This is a genomic window from Polystyrenella longa (assembly GCF_007750395.1).
Lineage (GTDB): Bacteria > Planctomycetota > Planctomycetia > Planctomycetales > Planctomycetaceae > Polystyrenella > Polystyrenella longa.
This window is the reverse complement of sequence record NZ_CP036281.1, coordinates 4557155-4573932: the sequence shown is the minus strand read 5'-3', so window position 1 is coordinate 4573932 and position 16778 is coordinate 4557155. Positions and strand designations below refer to the sequence as shown.

General features: G+C 49.4%; 11 protein-coding genes and 5 tRNA genes. All 16 read left to right on the top strand.

Annotated elements, in window-relative coordinates; translation table 11 throughout:
- Positions 1 to 332: 332 nt before the first annotated feature.
- Positions 333 to 408: transfer RNA gene (locus Pla110_RS16960), tRNA-Thr, on the top strand.
- 189 nt (positions 409 to 597) lie between these two features.
- A tRNA-Tyr gene (locus Pla110_RS16955) sits at positions 598 to 679 on the top strand.
- Positions 680 to 910: 231 nt separating this feature from the next.
- A tRNA-Gly gene (locus tag Pla110_RS16950) sits at positions 911 to 981 on the top strand.
- Between the two features lie 171 nt (positions 982 to 1152).
- A tRNA-Thr gene (locus Pla110_RS16945) sits at positions 1153 to 1225 on the top strand.
- A 138-nt stretch (positions 1226 to 1363) separates the two neighbouring features.
- The gene (gene tuf / locus Pla110_RS16940) at positions 1364 to 2560 is read left to right on the top strand and encodes an elongation factor Tu (RefSeq protein ID WP_144997378.1); all 1197 of its coding nucleotides are present in this window, start codon (positions 1364 to 1366) and stop codon (positions 2558 to 2560) included.
- A gap of 175 nt (positions 2561 to 2735) precedes the next feature.
- Positions 2736 to 2891 carry a 50S ribosomal protein L33 gene (rpmG, locus tag Pla110_RS16935; protein ID WP_144997376.1) on the top strand — a complete coding sequence of 52 codons (156 nt, stop codon included), beginning with the start codon at positions 2736 to 2738 and terminating at the stop codon, positions 2889 to 2891.
- A gap of 37 nt (positions 2892 to 2928) precedes the next feature.
- Positions 2929 to 3001: transfer RNA gene (locus Pla110_RS16930), tRNA-Trp, on the top strand.
- Between the two features lie 112 nt (positions 3002 to 3113).
- Positions 3114 to 3512: a preprotein translocase subunit SecE gene (secE, locus tag Pla110_RS22700; RefSeq protein ID WP_197440252.1), complete on the top strand. Its 399-nt coding sequence runs from the start codon at positions 3114 to 3116 to the stop codon at positions 3510 to 3512.
- Positions 3513 to 3652: 140 nt separating this feature from the next.
- Positions 3653 to 4291 carry a transcription termination/antitermination protein NusG gene (gene nusG, locus Pla110_RS16920; RefSeq protein WP_231742539.1) on the top strand — a complete coding sequence of 213 codons (639 nt, stop codon included), beginning with the start codon at positions 3653 to 3655 and terminating at the stop codon, positions 4289 to 4291.
- Positions 4292 to 4466: 175 nt separating this feature from the next.
- Complete coding sequence (gene rplK / locus Pla110_RS16915) at positions 4467 to 4892, top strand: 50S ribosomal protein L11 (protein ID WP_144997374.1); 426 nt, start codon at positions 4467 to 4469, stop codon at positions 4890 to 4892.
- Positions 4893 to 4958: 66 nt separating this feature from the next.
- Positions 4959 to 5663 (top strand): 50S ribosomal protein L1, encoded by a 705-nt coding sequence (rplA, locus tag Pla110_RS16910; protein WP_144997373.1) that lies wholly within the window; start codon positions 4959 to 4961, stop codon positions 5661 to 5663.
- A gap of 90 nt (positions 5664 to 5753) precedes the next feature.
- Positions 5754 to 6269: a 50S ribosomal protein L10 gene (rplJ, locus tag Pla110_RS16905; protein WP_144997371.1), complete on the top strand. Its 516-nt coding sequence runs from the start codon at positions 5754 to 5756 to the stop codon at positions 6267 to 6269.
- A 132-nt stretch (positions 6270 to 6401) separates the two neighbouring features.
- Positions 6402 to 6818: a 50S ribosomal protein L7/L12 gene (gene rplL / locus Pla110_RS16900; protein ID WP_144997369.1), complete on the top strand. Its 417-nt coding sequence runs from the start codon at positions 6402 to 6404 to the stop codon at positions 6816 to 6818.
- 1023 nt (positions 6819 to 7841) lie between these two features.
- Positions 7842 to 11564, top strand: a complete 3723-nt coding sequence (gene rpoB / locus Pla110_RS16895) for a DNA-directed RNA polymerase subunit beta (protein ID WP_144997367.1) — start codon at positions 7842 to 7844, stop codon at positions 11562 to 11564.
- 83 nt (positions 11565 to 11647) lie between these two features.
- On the top strand, positions 11648 to 15928 hold the full coding sequence (gene rpoC, locus Pla110_RS16890; RefSeq protein ID WP_144997365.1) for a DNA-directed RNA polymerase subunit beta': 4281 nt from the start codon (positions 11648 to 11650) through the stop codon (positions 15926 to 15928).
- A 387-nt stretch (positions 15929 to 16315) separates the two neighbouring features.
- Complete coding sequence (gene rpsL, locus Pla110_RS16885; protein WP_144997363.1) at positions 16316 to 16687, top strand: 30S ribosomal protein S12; 372 nt, start codon at positions 16316 to 16318, stop codon at positions 16685 to 16687.
- Positions 16688 to 16778 lie beyond the last annotated feature (91 nt).

Below are 16778 nucleotides of genomic sequence, written 5' to 3'. Positions count from 1 at the left end.
TGTTTCACGAATTGAGCAAACTATTGGAAATGAGAACGCACTCGGGTTGATCCTGTATGGGCAAATACATTAGATTCCCCCACCGATTTTCCAGCAGAAGTCCAATCAGGTACTCAATTTGAGTTCCGAATCGGCTTCCGGGGCTGACTTGTTCCTCGGAATGGGGTTCAACCATGGGAAATCGAGCGAACCTGGCGCTGCCGGGCGACCTCTATACTACTCAGTTTGCTGTGGAAAAATGTTTCTCACTTCTTTTTTCGGGGTGAGGAACGCTTGCAAGGTCTGTTTGGAACGCTATAGTGAGCAGCTTGCAGCTCAGCAGCAACAAATCTGCTAGCGTAGCTCAATTGGCAGAGCTCCGGTTTTGTAAACCGGTGGTTGTGGGTTCGAGTCCCTCCGCTAGCTCCATTGTGAAGATGTTCATCTGCCGACTTTGGCTGCAACATCTGCACAACTCTCTGTTTAAGTAATTCTGTACATCTGCCGTATTCTTCTGGCTTTGGCTTGAAGGGTGGGCTTTGAGGGTTATTTTGTGGAGGGTAACAGGTTTGCTGTCGGTGCGTCCAAAAGTTGTACGTCACTGGGAGCGAAAATCGGGGGGGAATACCCGAGCGGCCAAAGGGGCCAGACTGTAAATCTGGTGGCTCAGCCTTCGCAGGTTCGAATCCTGCTTCCCCCACTCCTTTATGCGGCTCTCTTTTTCTCGCGTGCTCGATCTCCGTTACTGGAGGCCACGTCTCTCTGTTGAGATGGGTCTGTAGCGGTCTTCTGGGTGGTCGGAAGGGTTGAGAGTTCGTCCGGTTCTGCGAGTCTGGCTTATTTCCGGGCTCGTGAAGGTTGTTGTAATTGCTGAATGCATGATAGTCTGGGTCGGGGCGACTGCCTGTCGGTATGTCTCGTTCAGTTCGATGCGGGTGTAGCTCAATGGTAGAGCCCCAGCCTTCCAAGCTGGTTGTGAGGGTTCGATTCCCTTCACCCGCTCTTTGTTACGTCTTGATGGTGGGTCCCCACACACGGGTCTGATTCTGCTGGTGAGATCAACATTTTAGCCCTCTGGTATTCTCTCGGAACTTGTTTTCGGGGTTATTGGAGGCAGAAGTGTCCTCGCTTCGCGGTAATCATCATCAGGCAGGTATGCAGGTTTCTTTCGTTGCTGCTGTAGCTCAGTCGGTAGAGCGCGTCCTTGGTAAGGACGAGGTCAAGGGTTCAAGTCCCTTCAGCAGCTTTTGCCTGTCTTTCTTGTCTGGCCTGGGATTAGGGGTTGTATATTCCTTCCCTGAGAGGCGCGAAGTTACTTTAACTCGTTCGGTGAGTGCCATTTCAGGTACTTGCTATTACAGTGTCACAGGGAGACCTATCAGAAATGGCTAAGGAAGTTTTTGAGCGAACTAAGCCACACGTTAACGTTGGTACTATTGGCCACATTGACCACGGTAAAACCACTCTAACTGCTGCTCTTCTATCGGTTCAGGCTGCCAAAGGCCTGGCTAACTTCAAAAGTTATGCCGATATCGCTAAGGGGGGTACCGTTCGAGATGAAACGAAAACTGTGACGATCGCTGTGAGCCACGTTGAATACGAATCGCCGACCCGTCACTATGCCCACATCGATTGTCCGGGCCACGCTGACTACGTCAAGAACATGATTACTGGTGCTGCCCAGATGGACGGAGCGATTCTTGTCGTTTCTGCTGCTGACGGCCCCATGCCTCAGACTCGTGAGCATATCCTGCTCGCTCGTCAGGTGAACGTCCCTCAGTTGGTCGTCTTCCTCAACAAATGTGACCTCGTCGACGACGAAGAGTTGCTTGAGTTGGTTGAAATGGAAGTACGCGACCTGTTGAACAAGTACGACTTCCCCGGCGACGACATCACCATTGTGCGTGGAAACGCCAAAGGTGCTCTGGATAATCCCGATAAAGACGAGTTCAGCAACTGCATCACCGAATTGGTGGCTGCATTGGACTCTGACATTCCTGAGCCTGCTCGTGAAGCGGACAAGCCATTCCTGATGGCTGTTGAAGACGTCTTCTCGATCGCTGGTCGTGGAACCGTGGTTACGGGTCGTATTGAGCAGGGTGTCTGTACCGTTGGTGACAAGATTCATATCATCGGGCTGAAAGACACTGCTGAAACGACCTGTACCGGTGTTGAAATGTTCAACAAAACTTTGAATCAGGGAATGGCTGGCGACAACGTCGGTGTCCTGCTTCGTGGAACTAAAAAAGAAGATGTTGAGCGTGGCCAGGTTCTGGCTAAGCCCGGTTCCATCACTCCTCACACTAAGTTCGAGGGTGAAGTTTACGTCCTGAGTAAAGATGAAGGTGGACGTCACACTCCATTCTTCTCTGGTTACCGTCCTCAGTTCTACTTCCGTACTACGGACGTGACTGGCTCCACGAATCTGCTCGACAACGTCGAGATGTGTATGCCTGGTGACAACGTCAAAGTTGAAGTTGAGCTTGGAAAACCAGTTGCTCTGGTTCAGGGAAGTCGCTTCGCTATTCGTGAAGGTGGTCGTACCGTCGGTTCCGGCGTTGTAACGAAAATCGTCGAGTAGTTGACAGGAACATGGAATCGCCGATTGCCGCCGAGTTGTGGCAATCGGCTATTCTTGTCTGTACCTTTGGCGGGCCCATATCTCTTGTGTTTCAATGGGTATGGCAGGTCGCTTTGGGTTTGGGCTCCAGGATTTTAAAATACAAAGATCAAGTAATAAATAAGCGAGATGACTAATGGCCCGCGAATATGTCTGGCTGGAATGTACTGAGAGTGGCATGCGGAATTATCGTGTTTCCAAAGAGACTCGGGGAACCGAGCGTTTGGAGCTGATGAAATATTGTCCGAGATTGCGCAAACATACATTGCACAAGGAATCTCGTAAGAAATAATCGGAGCAGGGTGTTCTCCAGGGAATGCGCTGCAATTACGGGTGTAGCTCAATTGGCAGAGCACCGGATTCCAAATCCGGCGGTTGGGGGTTCAAGTCCCTCCGCCCGTGTTTCACCTGTTGAACGGCTATGAGAACGGAAACTGTTAGCAATCTGACTGGCTCCGGCCGGATTTGGGGTTGAGTGAGATCGATGTCAAGAGCTGAAAAAAACGTCAACTTAATGTCCAGCCTGGTTGGGTTCGGTCAATATAAACGCAATCAGGGTCGATGGACTCGCCTGATCACAAGTTGGTCAGTCGTTCTGATTCTGTTCGCTGGGGCTTGGGTTGCGTCAAAGCAGCTGACACCAAATGACTGGACTGAGTCAATGCAGGCGGCATTGGCGTTCGGGTTGTTGGTCCCTATTGCTTGGTTCGGCTTTCGTTTGACTCAATATCCTCGATTTGCAGATTTTCTTATTGCAGTCGAGGCGGAAATGGCCAAGGTAAGCTGGCCCGGTCGGGAAGAACTTAAACGATCAACAGTTGTTGTGATTGTCACAATGGTTCTGTTGGCGGCATTTCTGCTCGTGTGTGACCTCTTCTGGCAGTGGGTATTGACGGCGTTAGGTGTTCGTTAGTCTGGTTTACGGCTCGGCTGTTTAGGAACGATTGTTCTTAAATTGGCTTAGGGTGTTTAAAGCCTACACGAAAACGTCGGTCTCAATGTTGCCGTGGGTATATTGCCTGTGGCGATGCATCATACAAGTTTTCCTTTTTTGTGATTATCACTCTGTGCGTAGGTCGCACGGGTGATCTTTCCCAGGCTCAGGGGCTGGTAATGGACGAACAAAACACTTCAGACGAGGCAACATCTTCCGGTCAGGAAAAGATGTTATGGTACGTTCTGAAGGTTCAGAGTAACCGGGAAAAATCGATCAGAGAGGCATTGCTGAAGCGAATTAAGCGGGAAGACCTGCAGGAATTCTTCGGCGAGATTGTAGTTCCAACGGAAAAGGTTGCAGAGACCAAGAACGGTAAGAAAAAAATCACGGAGCGAAAGCTCTATCCGGGTTACATCATGGTTAACATGACTCTGACGGATGATACCTGGTACTTGATCCGCGATACAAATGGAGTGGGCGATTTCACCGGTGCCGCTGGCAAGCCAATGCCAATGCAGCAGGAAGAAATTGACCGGATGATGGGTCGCGAAGAGGATAAAGAGCTTGAACCGGCCAAATTGGAGATTGGCTTCACCCCAAGTGAGACGGTGAAAGTGAATGAAGGTTCATTCCAGAACTTCGAAGGAGTCATTGACAGTATTGATGAAGCGAGCGGTAAAATCACCGTTTTGATCGAAATCTTCGGTCGATCGACTTCTGTCGAGCTGGAATACTGGCAACTCGAAAAAGTATAAGCAAAAAAACAGCGTACTCCTTCCCTTGACAGGCTCATCCGGATATTCTCCGGAGCACAATTTATATCTGTTTAAATGAGCCGCAGGTTGAACGTGCGGATTAATAAAGATGAAATTCGACTTCGGTCGACTTTTGTAGCATAAATCAGAAATTTACAAGTAAACGGTAATATCGATGGCTAAACAGGTTGTTACAGAGATCAAAGTTCAAGTTCCCGGTGGACAAGCCACTCCCGCACCTCCCGTGGGTACGGCACTTGGGCCGCACGGGGTGAACATCGGCCAGTTCGTACAGCAGTTCAATGATCAGACTCGTGAATTGAATGGTATGATCTGCCCGACTGTGATCACCGTATTTAACGATCGTTCTTTCACATTCGTGATCAAAAGCCCGCCGGCTGCAGTTCTGCTTAAGCAGGCTGCGAAAATCGCTAAAGGTTCCGGTAGTCCCAAAGACACAAAAGTGGGAACGGTTACTAAAGAGCAGGTTCTCGAAATTGCGAAAACCAAATACGAAGACCTGAACGCTGGAAGTCTCGAACAAGCCTCGAAGATTATTGAGGGAACAGCCCGCAGTATGGGACTGGAAGTTGCCAAGTAGCGGGAATCGCTGTTGGCAATGTGGGAGAGTCTGTCTCGTTATCACCACGTAAGTATTGGAAAACGAATGGCTGCTAAATCTAAACGTATGAAATATCTCGCCGAACAGGTGGATAAAGCGGGTTCGCTTAATCTGTCCGGTGCAGTTGACTGTTTAAAAGGGTTGGAAGAATCGCTTCCAAATACGATTAAACCCTGTCGCTACGATCAGACCGTCCAGATGGCGGTTCGTCTGGGAGTTGATCCTCGCCAGGCTGATCAAATCGTCCGTGGATCTATCGTGTTGCCGCACGGTATCGGGAAAACCCAGACGGTCCTTGTCTTCGCTCAGGGCGATAATGCCGCAGCGGCGGAAGAGGCTGGAGCTGATTTTGTTGGGGCCAAAGATTTGGCTGACAAAGTCAAAGATGGCTGGACCGGATTTGACGTCGCGATTGCCACACCGGACATGATGGGCCTGGTTGGTCCACTCGGACGGGTTTTGGGTCCACGAGGCCTGATGCCTTCACCCCGAGCGGGAACCGTTACCACAGACGTGGCTACGACAGTTAAAGACTACAAAGCAGGAAAAGTGGAGTTTCGTTGTGACAATGCCGGCAACGTGCATTGCGTGATCGGAAAGATTTCTTTCTCCAACGATCAGCTTCGAGATAACGCATCGGCATTGCTTGAATTCATCAATCAGCTTCGGCCGACTGCTGCTAAAGGGGTCTACGTGAGAAACGTGGCTCTGTCTGCTTCCAAGTCACCTGGAATTCAGGTTTCTGTATAACTCTTAGTGATCGGTGAGTGAATCCCGTCACGGTGGGTTCAGTCAGTTACCTATCAAGAATCCAGACAGTTAAATTGCGAGTATCGAACAATGAGTAAACGTGTCAAAGGCATGATTATCGATGAGATTCAAGGTCGCATCGATGGTCACAGCGATATGCTCGTCGTGGACGTGTCCCGATTGGATGCGATCACAACGAATAAATGGCGCTTGGCGCTGCAGGGTAAGGATATTGAAGCCCTGTCCGTCAAAAACTCACTGGCCCGAGTAGCCCTGGAAAGAAAAGGGATTACAGGACTTGGTGAAGTATTGAATGGTTCCTCAACATTGATCTGGGGTGGCGAAGATATCGTTGCCCTGTCAAAAGAGATCGCGAAATGGGGTAAAGAGTTAAAGGAACTCGACATTCTCGGTGGAACAGTTGAGGGGGAAACCCTTGATACTGCCGGTGTCGAAGCCTTGAGTAAGAGTCCAAGTCGTGAGGAAATTCTTTCGACTATCTCGGGTCTTCTTCTTAGTCCGGGTGCTCAAATATCCGCCGCTTTGCTGGGACCAGGTTCTGCCCTTGGCAGCCAGATCAAATCGAAATCAGAAGAAGAGGAATAAGTTCCTCTTGTTGCTACGGTCGGATAAGCATTCCGTTTATGTCCGACCTGATTACATCAACACTTTTACAGCAATACATAAAAAACAATTGAGGCAAGCAGTCTTGCCAGGTTTTGCGAAAGGAAATTTAGAATGTCTACGGCCGAAGAAACAACTGTTGAATACGACGACTCGATCAAATCTCTGGGCGATCAGATCGTTGGTTTGACTTTGCTGCAAGCGAAAAGCTTGTCAGATTATCTTGAAAACGAACACGGTATCAAACCTGCTGCTGGTGGTGGAGTCATGATGGCTGCTCCAGGTGGCGGAGACGGTGGCGGCGAAGCTGCTGCTGAAAAAGACGAATTCGACGTTATCCTGACTGGATTCGGCGATTCCAAAATCAACGTCATCAAAATCGTTCGCTCTACGACTGGTCTTGGCCTCAAAGAAGCCAAAGACCTCGTCGAAAGTGCACCGAAGCCGCTTAAAGAAGCAGTTTCTAAAGAAGATGGCGAAAAACTGGTCAAAGAAGTTGAAGCGGCAGGCGGTACAGCTGAACTTAAATAGGTTGTTTCTGTACAGATCGTCGATGGCAGGTTGAAAAGAAAATTCTCGACCTGTCGTCGGCATCGGCCGTTCCTACTTGCCAGCAGCACTTCACTAAGTGTAGACTGGACTAGGTATTATTGCGCGATTGTGAAATCTTCTAAGGCGAATACACTGTATTTGCGTGTAAGAAAGGGACAGACGTGCTGTCCGGAGTCACTCGTCAACCCTGTCAAACTCAATCTAAATTTCCACAGATTACTTGGGCAAAAACATTGGTTTCTAAAAATCGATGATTGGCTAAGTAACTGTTTTTGCGCGCCGTTCATGGTGTGCGATTTGGATATTCGTTTAGATTTTATCTTGCGTTGTAATTCTCTAGTTTCGCGTGCAAGAGCCTAAACCAAGTTTCGCATATTGGAAACCTCAGTTTGGAGGTGGTGTTCCTGGAATTTTGTTGATTTCCAATTCACGCCTGGTTGCACGACTTATCGGTTTTGCTTTTAAAGTCCGCGTATAGATCCATCGACTTTTATCAGACTTTTACGAGAGCGTTATTTAGTTGTAGGTGTCTGCTTTGATTCCAATTCTCCAATGGTATCTGAAGCGTTCGACCAGGGCTGAAAAATAAACGCATGTAACTCACTGCCAAAGTCCCGATTAATTATCACTCTGTCCTGACTCGAATCTGATTCTCTCTCAAGCCACTCGGTTTTCGATTGGTGATTTGATTTAGATTCGTACATAACAACTCATTCAACAGAGGCTGATCAAAGCAAGCTGTCAGGCCATCATTGCTTTGTATCTAGCGAAACAGTTGCTTGAGACGTTTTTGATCTGACTTTAAACGAGATTCCAGAATAGTGAATATGTTTAAGTCAGTTGTCAATTTATTCCTGTCGTGTAAATGTTCGCAGAACTTTGCGATCAGTTGTGCATGGCTGGTTGTCGTCTTCAATTTTTAGCAGCATCCCAATATCGCCTCTAGTTTTCGCGTTCTCCGCTGAGAACAGTTGCGATGCTTAAATAAGAGAGAGTGAACGAATGCCGAACCCAGCGGTTAGAATCATCCCCACGCAAGAAGTTCGTAATTTCGGACAGCTGGAATGTGATTATGAACTTTCTGATCTTACTAAAATTCAAACAGAGTCGTACGATCGTTTTCTGCAATACGATAAGACTCCTGGTGAGCGAAAACCTGAAGGCTTGGAAGAGGTCCTTCAGGAAATCTTTCCGATTGAAAGTTACGACAAACAGTACCGAATGGAATACGTTCGGTATGAACTGGGTAAACCTCGTTATTCACCCGATGAATGCCGGCAGCTCCGCCTGACTTACGGGCGTCCCTTCCGAGTCTGGTTACGGCTCGTTAAAGAGCAGCCAATCGAGGAAGAAGTTTACCTCGGCGATTTTCCCATCATGTTAGGTGGTGGTGAATTTATCATTAACGGTGCTGAACGCGTCATCGTTAGTCAGTTGCACCGGTCTCCTGGTGTGGACTTCGTCATGAGTTCCGAACCTGGCGAACACAAAAAAAATTACAGTTGCCGAGTAATTCCCGAGCGTGGTAGCTGGATCGAAGTCCTGATCTCCAAGAAAGAAGCTGCTCAGGTCCGAATCGACCAGAGCGGTAAGTTCTCGGCAATGACTTTGCTGCGAGCCATGACGCCTGATAACTCGTCGGATGCTGACTTGGTTAAACTCTTTTACGAGACAACTGAAGTCAAAATTCCCAAGACAAAAAGCTGCGAAGAAAAAGCACTTAATAAATTCGCTGCTCAGGACGTCGTCTACCCGAATGGCCATGAAAAATGTGGCGAGATCATTGTCGACTGTGGTTCAAAAATTACTGCAACAATGATCGAAGAAATTGATCAGTCTGGTCTGTCTTCAATTGAAATTATTGAAGACGCCAAAGACGAACTGATTCTGAACAGTATTAAAGAAGACGTAACGGCTTCTCACGAAGAAGCTTTACTCAAAATCTATCAACGATTACGTCCAGGGACTCCTCCACAGCTGGAAAAAGCGACGGATCTATTCCGCGAAAAGTTCTATGACCTGAATCGTTATCGTCTTGGTCGCGTTGGTCGCTTCCGCATCAATCGTAAATTCAATCAGGACATTCCGGATACGGAAATGACATTACGTCCTGAGGACTTTACGAATGCATTACGGTACATTGTAAACCTTCGCATTGGTTCTCCGGAAGCCTGGATCGATGACATTGACAACCTTGGTAATCGCCGGTTGCGAACGATCGATGAATTGGGTGTCGATGAAATCCGAAAAGGTTTTCTGAAACTTCGGCGAACTGTTCAGGAACGCATGAGCCTGAAAGACGTCGAAGAAATGTCTCCCCGGACACTCGTGAATCCGAAATCAGTTTCGGCCGCCATCGATTACTTCTTCGGCCGAAGTGAACTTTCGCAGGTCGTCGACCAGACGAACCCTCTGTCGATGTTGACCCACGAACGCCGTTTGAGTGCCCTTGGACCTGGCGGTTTAAACCGTAAACGTGCAGGTTTCGAAGTTCGCGACGTTCATATTTCTCACTATGGTCGAATCTGTCCGATTGAAACTCCTGAGGGTACGAACATCGGTTTGATCTCCAGTTTGGCAGTAATGTCCAAGGTGGATGACTACGGGTTTTTGATCACGCCATATCGTAAAGTCATTGATTCAAAAATTACTGATGAAATCGAGTGGTTGCGTGCTGACGAAGAGTCTCAGGTTCGTGTGGTTCCGGCAGATACTCCCGTCGAAAGCGGCATGATTCAGGGTGTGCGAGCCCTGGCCCGATTTAACAACGATGTGTCGCTCGTACCGGTAGTTGATGTGCAGTACATTGACTTGGCTCCTGCCCAGATGGTTGGTGTTTCGGCTGGTTTGATTCCCTTCCTTGAGCACGACGATGCGAACCGGGCCTTGATGGGTTCGAACATGCAACGTCAGGCGGTTCCCCTGCTGGTAGCGGAAGCTCCCCTGGTCGGAACTGGGATGGAAGAAGCCGTTGCGCAGAACAGCGGCATGGTCATTCGAGCTGAAAAAGCAGGTAAAGTAACCTATGTCGACGCTACTCAGATTCGAGTAGATAACCGGCTCTATACCTTGCGTAAATTCACAGGATTGAATGAACGAACCTGTCTGAACCAGACTCCAATCGTGAAGCTCGGACAAAAGGTCAAAAAAGGAGAAATCCTTTGTGACAGTGCGGCGACTCAGAATGGGACTCTGGCTCTTGGTCGTAACGTCCTGGTCGCCTTCATGTCGTGGGAAGGTTACAACTTTGAAGACGCGATCATTTTGTCCGAACGATTGGTGAAAGAAGACGTTTACACTTCAATTCATATTGATGAATTTGATGTAGAAATTCGTGAAACCAAACTCGGTCGGGAAGAGTTCACACGCGACATTCCCAACGTTAGCGACAAAGCACTTCGTCATCTTGATGATGACGGTATCGTTCAAATTGGTACCCGTGTCAGTCCTGGCGATATTCTCGTCGGTAAAGTATCGCCTAAAGCGAAGTCAGAACTGACTCCGGAAGAAAAACTGCTGCACGCGATCTTTGGTCGAGCAGGTGAAGACGTCAAAAACGAATCACTGGAAATTCCCAGTGGTGTAGACGGGATCGTGATTCACACCGAACGATTTGCTCGTCGGATGAGCCTGTCTGAACTTGAACGCAAAAAATACGAAGCAGAACTCAAAGAGGCGGAACAAAAAGGAAACAGCGACGTCGCTGAAACTTTCATTGAGTTCCTCAAAGAATTTGAAAAAGTTCTGGGTCGCCATTTAACCGATGACGACGGTCAAGAAATTCGTACGATCGAAGATCCGAAAGCGGTTGCCACCTTCGCGGAGAAATTCGTTAACTACTTTGAACAGCTTGATATTCGCAGTCCGCAGAAAATTGCGGAATGCCGCAAGATGATCAAAGAAAACTGGAGCGAGGTGGAAAGTTCTCTTGAACGTCGCGACCAGAAACTCAACAGCATGAAACGGGGCGATGAGCTACCTAACGGTGTGCTGCAGATGGTGAAAGTCTATGTTGCTTCACGCCGACAGATTTCGGTTGGGGACAAAATGGCTGGTCGCCACGGTAACAAAGGGGTGATCTCCAAAGTGCTGCCGATCGAAGACATGCCCTTCCTCGAAGACGGTACTCCGGTCGACATTATTCTGAACCCGCTCGGCGTGCCGAGTCGTATGAACGTGGGACAGATTCTGGAGACTCACTTGGGTTATGCCGCCGCCAAAACTGGATTCCGTGCAATCTGTCCTGTCTTTGATGGTGCCGATGAAGACACGATTCGAGCGGCTCTTCGCGACGCCGGCCTGCCGGAAGATGGAAAGTCTGTTCTGTTTGATGGTCGTACCGGAGAGCAGATGGAGCAGCGTGTCACTGTGGGGCAGATTTATATGCTCAAACTGCACCACTTGGTGGATGATAAGGTTCACGCACGTGCGACTGGACCTTACTCCTTAATCACTCAGCAGCCGCTGGGTGGTAAAGCTCGATTTGGTGGTCAGCGATTTGGAGAGATGGAAGTCTGGGCTCTCGAAGCCTACGGGGCTGCCTACATTCTCCAGGAGCTGCTGACTGTCAAGAGTGATGATGTCGAGGGAAGAACGAAGATTTACGAATCGATGGTGAAAGGCGAGAACACGCTGGAGGCAGGAACTCCAGCTAGCTTCGACGTCTTGAATCATGAAATTCGTGGGCTCTGTTTGAACCTGCAGCTGGAAAAAAATCCTGGATAGGGATCAAACCGGTTAAGCATCTTCATTTTTCTACATGACTTATATCACTCATAACTACCCGTCAAATAAACAAGGAGCGTCACGTGAGTAGTGCCGAAACATCCTACGATCGAGTTAATGACTACGGTGCCATCAAGATCAGCTTGGCCAGTCCTCATGACATCCGCAGTTGGTCTTTTGGGGAAATTAAAAAGCCCGAGACGATCAACTACCGTACCTACCGTCCTGAGCGCGATGGTCTATTTTGCGAACGAATTTTCGGACCAGAAAAGGACTGGGAATGTGCCTGCGGTAAATATCGTGGCATGAAATACAAAGGTATGATTTGTGACCGTTGTGGAGTGAAAGTCACCCACAGCCGTGTCCGCCGTAAGCGGATGGGTCACATTGAACTGGCCGCCCCGGTTGTTCATATCTGGTTCTTCAAATCGATGCCGAGTCGCTTGGGCGCTTTGCTCAACATGAAAACGACTTCGCTTGAAAAAGTCGTCTACTTCCAGGATTACGCCGTTACAAACCCGGGGGAAACACCACTCGAGTTTGCGCAGGTAATGACTGAGGACGAAGTTCGTCAGGCGGAAGAAAATTACGGCGAAGGTGCCTTCGAAGTGGAGATGGGTGCTGAAGCGGTTAAAAAGTTGCTGCAGGCTCTTAACCTGGTTGAACTTTCTGACCAGATTCGTGCCGATCTCAAAACGACGAACAGCCAACAGAAGCGTAAAGACTACATCAAGCGTTTGAAAATCATTGAAGCCTTACGCGACAGTGATAACAAACCGGAGTGGATGGTCCTCGACGTTGTTCCTGTAATTCCTCCGGACCTTCGCCCGTTGGTACTGCTGGATTCCGGCAACTTCGCAACGAGCGACCTGAACGATTTATATCGGCGTATTATCAACCGGAATAACCGTTTGAAAAAACTCGTCGACTTGAATGCTCCTGAGGTCATCATTCGTAACGAAAAACGAATGTTGCAGCAGTCTGTCGACGCTTTGTTCGACAACAACCGCTGTAAGCGACCAGTGCTCGGTTCCTCGAATCGTCCGCTGAAATCGCTGACCGACATGATCAAAGGAAAGCAGGGCCGGTTCCGTGAGAACTTGCTGGGTAAACGTGTTGACTACTCGGCTCGTTCGGTCATCGTGGTGGGGCCGGAACTTTCGTTGAATCAATGTGGTCTTCCCAAGAAGATCGCACTCGAGTTGTTCCAGCCTTTCATTATTCGTCGGCTTAAAGAACTCGGTCACGCCGATACGATTAAGAGCGCGAAGCGAATGCTCGAACGACGTGACGAAGATGTCTGGGACATTCTGGACGAAGTCATCACGAACCATCCTGTTCTATTGAATCGTGCTCCTACTTTGCACCGTATGGGTATTCAGGCGTTTGAGCCGGTTCTGGTGGAAGGGAACGCGATTCGTGTTCACCCGCTGGTTTGCAAAGGTTTCAATGCCGACTTTGACGGTGACCAGATGGCCGTTCACTTGCCCCTCTCCATTGAGGCTCAGGTTGAAGCGACCACTTTGATTCTGTCGACGAACAATATTTTCTCGCCGGCGAACGGTGCTCCGATTATTAGTGCGTCCCAAGACATCGTCATGGGCTGTTACTACATGACCGTGAGTAAAGCGGATCGCCTTGGTCATGGAATGATCTTTGCCTCAACTGACGAAGTGCATCTGGCCTTTCTTCAGGGCAAAGTTGTTCGTCACACGGAAATCAAAGTACGCCTCCCTCACGACAAGCGTGTGAAGGGTGAGGGATCGGACGAGTTTCAGGCAGGTGGCTTAGTTGAAACGACCGTGGGTCGTGTCATGTTCAATGATTTCCTGCCGTCGAAGATGGCCTTCTACAACCAGACAATGAAAAGTCGCGACTTGTCGAACGTGATCGCCGATTGTTACCTCGAGTTGGGTAAAGAAGCGACGATTACTCTGTTGGACAAAATGAAAGAGACCGGCTTCCGCGAGGCGACTGCCAGCGGGATGTCCTTCGCGACGAGCGACCTTAAAATACCGCCCGAAAAAGAAGACATCATCAACAAGTCCGAAAAAGTTGTTTTGGATCAGTTGAAGTTGTATCAGCGCGGGATCATCACTAACCAGGAACGGTACAACAAAGTACTTGATACGTGGATGGGTGCTCGCGAAGAGATCACCAAGCACATGATGGTCGAGCTTGAAAACGACTACCGTGATGAGGGGGCGTATGTTAACCCGATCTTCCTCATGGCTCAGTCTGGTGCTCGTGGTGGTGTGGAACAAATGCGGCAGCTCGCCGGTATGCGTGGTTTGATGTCGAAGCCGAATGGTGAGATCATCGAAACCCCCATTAAAGCGAACTTCTGTGAAGGTTTGACCGTTCTCGAATACTTCAGTTCGACTCACGGTGCCCGTAAAGGTCTGGCCGACACCGCCCTGAAAACGGCGGACAGCGGTTACTTGACCCGTAAACTGGCTGACGTTTGTCAGAACATGGTTATTACTCAGAACGATTGCGGGACGACTCAGGGAATTACCCGTGGGGTTGTTTATCGCGGTGAAAAAGTCGAAGTCTCCCTCGCGGACGCAGTTCGTGGTCGTGTTTCACGAACGAATATCGTGAACCCGATCACCGACGAAGTGATCGTACGGGAAGGCGAGATGATCACCGTTGAAATGGCTCGCAAAATTCAGGCGATGGGACTGGAAAAAATCCAGGTCCGCAGCCCGATGACATGCGAATCCGAACTGGGGCTCTGTCAGCTTTGCTACGGTATGGACCTGTCTACCGGCGACCGCGTCGAAGAAGGTCTTGCTGTCGGTATTGTTGCCGCTCAGTCGATCGGTGAACCGGGAACTCAATTGACGATGCGTACGTTCCACATTGGTGGTACGGCTCACCGCGATGTTGAAGAGAGTGAGATTCAGGCGAAACGTGCCGGTCGTGTTAAATACGCTCGAATTCGTAGCGTAATGAACAGTGAAGGCAAAAACGTCGTGTTGACCCGAAACGGGGAAGTCATCGTCGTCGACAACAAAGAACGTGAGCTGGAGAAATACACCATCCCGAACGGGGCAACCCTGATGGTGAACGAAAACGATGAAATCGAAGCCGGTCAGGTTCTCTGTCAATGGGACCCTCACTCCGTGCCGATTCTCGCCGAAGTCGGTGGTAAAGTTCGATTCGAAGACTGTATCGATGGTCGTTCCTATCGGTCTGAAAAAGACCAATCCGGGCACGTTCGTCGTACCATCATCGAGCACAAAACCGATCTCCATCCTCAGATCATTCTGGAAGATGGAACCGGGAAAATTCTCGACTTCTATTACTTGCCTGAAGGGGCAAACATCGAAGTGGACGAAGGCTCCATGGTTGCCGCTGGTACGGTACTGGCTAAGAACCCCCGTGAATCGGGTGGTACGCAGGACATCACCGGGGGTCTGCCTCGTGTGACGGAACTGTTCGAAGCACGTAAACCGAAAGACCCGGCGGTCATCGCCGAGATCGACGGTGAAGTTGAATTCGTACCAGAACGTAAACGTGGTAAACGAGTCGTTATCGTTCGAGCTGATGACGCAAGTGAAGTGGAGCACATCATTCCACACGGTAAGCAGCTCCTGGTTCACGCGGGAGAGCGTGTGGTTGCTGGAGACGCGCTGGTGCGTGGTCCGCTGGTTCCTCACGACATTCTGCGAGTCAGTGGTACTGAAGCCGTACAGCAATACCTGCTGCACGAAATTCAGAACGTGTACCGTTCGCAGCGAGTGGAGATCGACGATAAGCACATCGAAATCGTTGTTTCCCAGATGCTTCGTAAATTGAAAATCGAAAATGTCGGCGACACGAATTCCCTTCCGGGTATTCTGGTCGACAAATTCGAATTCCGAAAATTGAACGAAGAACTCAAAAAGAGCGTCCGGATTTCGGATGCGGGAGAATCTGAGTTCATCGAAGGCGACGTTGTTCCGATCGCTGTTCTGGAAGAAGTCAACGCTCACTTGGAAGCTGCAGGGCAGTCACCATCCACTGGTGTCAAACCTCGTCCAGCGACCGCCAGTACTCAGTTGCTTGGAATTACCAAAGCGGCTGTTCAGAGCGAAAGCTTTATCTCGGCAGCCAGTTTCCAGGAAACAACCAAGGTTCTTACCGAGGCGGCTCTGGCCGGCAAAGAGGACACCTTGGTGGGTCTGAAAGAGAACGTCATTCTGGGTCACCTGATTCCGGCTGGTACCGGTTTTCGAACTCACCAGGACGCCGAAGTTCGAATTCGGCCCGAGGCTCTAGAAGAGCTGCAGGCTGAAAAAGAGCGAATGTTGGCAGCCCGTATGGACTATCTCAATGAACAGAGCCCGGAACCACCCGCTCCGCGGTCCTTTGAGTAAAATGAAGGTCTGGGCTGAATAGTCAAAGAATCCGTCCCTGTTCTTCTTCAAATTGGAGAGCAGGGGGCGGAATTTGTTAAACGAGCCAGCCAAGTCGCTGGAAAATGAGTCCTCGCCTGAGGAAGTTGATTTCAGGTTCCTTGACGGTAACCATGTCAACCGGTAAATTGGGCGACTCTAAATTCGGGTATCCACTGCAAAGTGGTCCCATCGCATGAGTTTGGAAGCCTAGTATCCGACTTAAGTGGTTGTTTTAAAACAGGTTGTGTCGCTTTGAATGGCGATGCGATGTCTGTTCTACCGGCAGAGGAGGGTTTACCTTCCTGTTAACCGGGTGATATTCGTACAAAAATTTTTAAATCGACATTTTGTCAAGACAACAACACAATGCCTACTATTAATCAGCTGGTTCGCAAACCACGTAAAAAACAAACAGCTAAGAGCAAAACACCGGTTATGGAAGGGTGTCCTCAAAAACGAGGTGTTTGTCTCGTGGTGAAAACCGTCACTCCGAAAAAACCGAACTCGGCTCTTCGTAAAGTGGCTCGTGTGCGACTTTCTAACGGTAAAGAGGTCACCGCCTATATTCCGGGTGAAGGCCACAACCTGCAGGAGCACTCCATTGTGCTGGTGCGTGGTGGTCGTGTTCGCGACTTGCCGGGTGTTCGCTATAAAGTCGTCCGTGGTGTTCTCGATACCCTGGGTGTTAGCGATCGTAAACAGGCTCGAAGCCGTTACGGTGCCAAGCGGGCTAAGTAGGTTACCGCGAGGTTTATTGTGCCGGGTCAGTCGACACCGGCGATTCGATCAAACTGATATTTCAATAAGCATGTAAGCAGTCTTGAAGTTG

Excerpts from the sequence above, each read along its gene's own strand:
- rplL (WP_144997369.1), top strand. The coding sequence starts at position 6,402 with ATGTCTACGGCCGAAGAAACAACTGTTGAATACGACGACTCGATCAAA.
- rplA (WP_144997373.1), top strand. The coding sequence starts at position 4,959 with ATGGCTGCTAAATCTAAACGTATGAAATATCTCGCCGAACAGGTGGAT.
- rpmG (WP_144997376.1), top strand. The coding sequence starts at position 2,736 with ATGGCCCGCGAATATGTCTGGCTGGAATGTACTGAGAGTGGCATGCGG.
- rpoB (WP_144997367.1), top strand. The coding sequence starts at position 7,842 with ATGCCGAACCCAGCGGTTAGAATCATCCCCACGCAAGAAGTTCGTAAT.
- rpsL (WP_144997363.1), top strand. The coding sequence starts at position 16,316 with ATGCCTACTATTAATCAGCTGGTTCGCAAACCACGTAAAAAACAAACA.
- rplJ (WP_144997371.1), top strand. The coding sequence starts at position 5,754 with ATGAGTAAACGTGTCAAAGGCATGATTATCGATGAGATTCAAGGTCGC.
- tuf (WP_144997378.1), top strand. The coding sequence starts at position 1,364 with ATGGCTAAGGAAGTTTTTGAGCGAACTAAGCCACACGTTAACGTTGGT.
- rplK (WP_144997374.1), top strand. The coding sequence starts at position 4,467 with ATGGCTAAACAGGTTGTTACAGAGATCAAAGTTCAAGTTCCCGGTGGA.
- secE (WP_197440252.1), top strand. The coding sequence starts at position 3,114 with ATGTCCAGCCTGGTTGGGTTCGGTCAATATAAACGCAATCAGGGTCGA.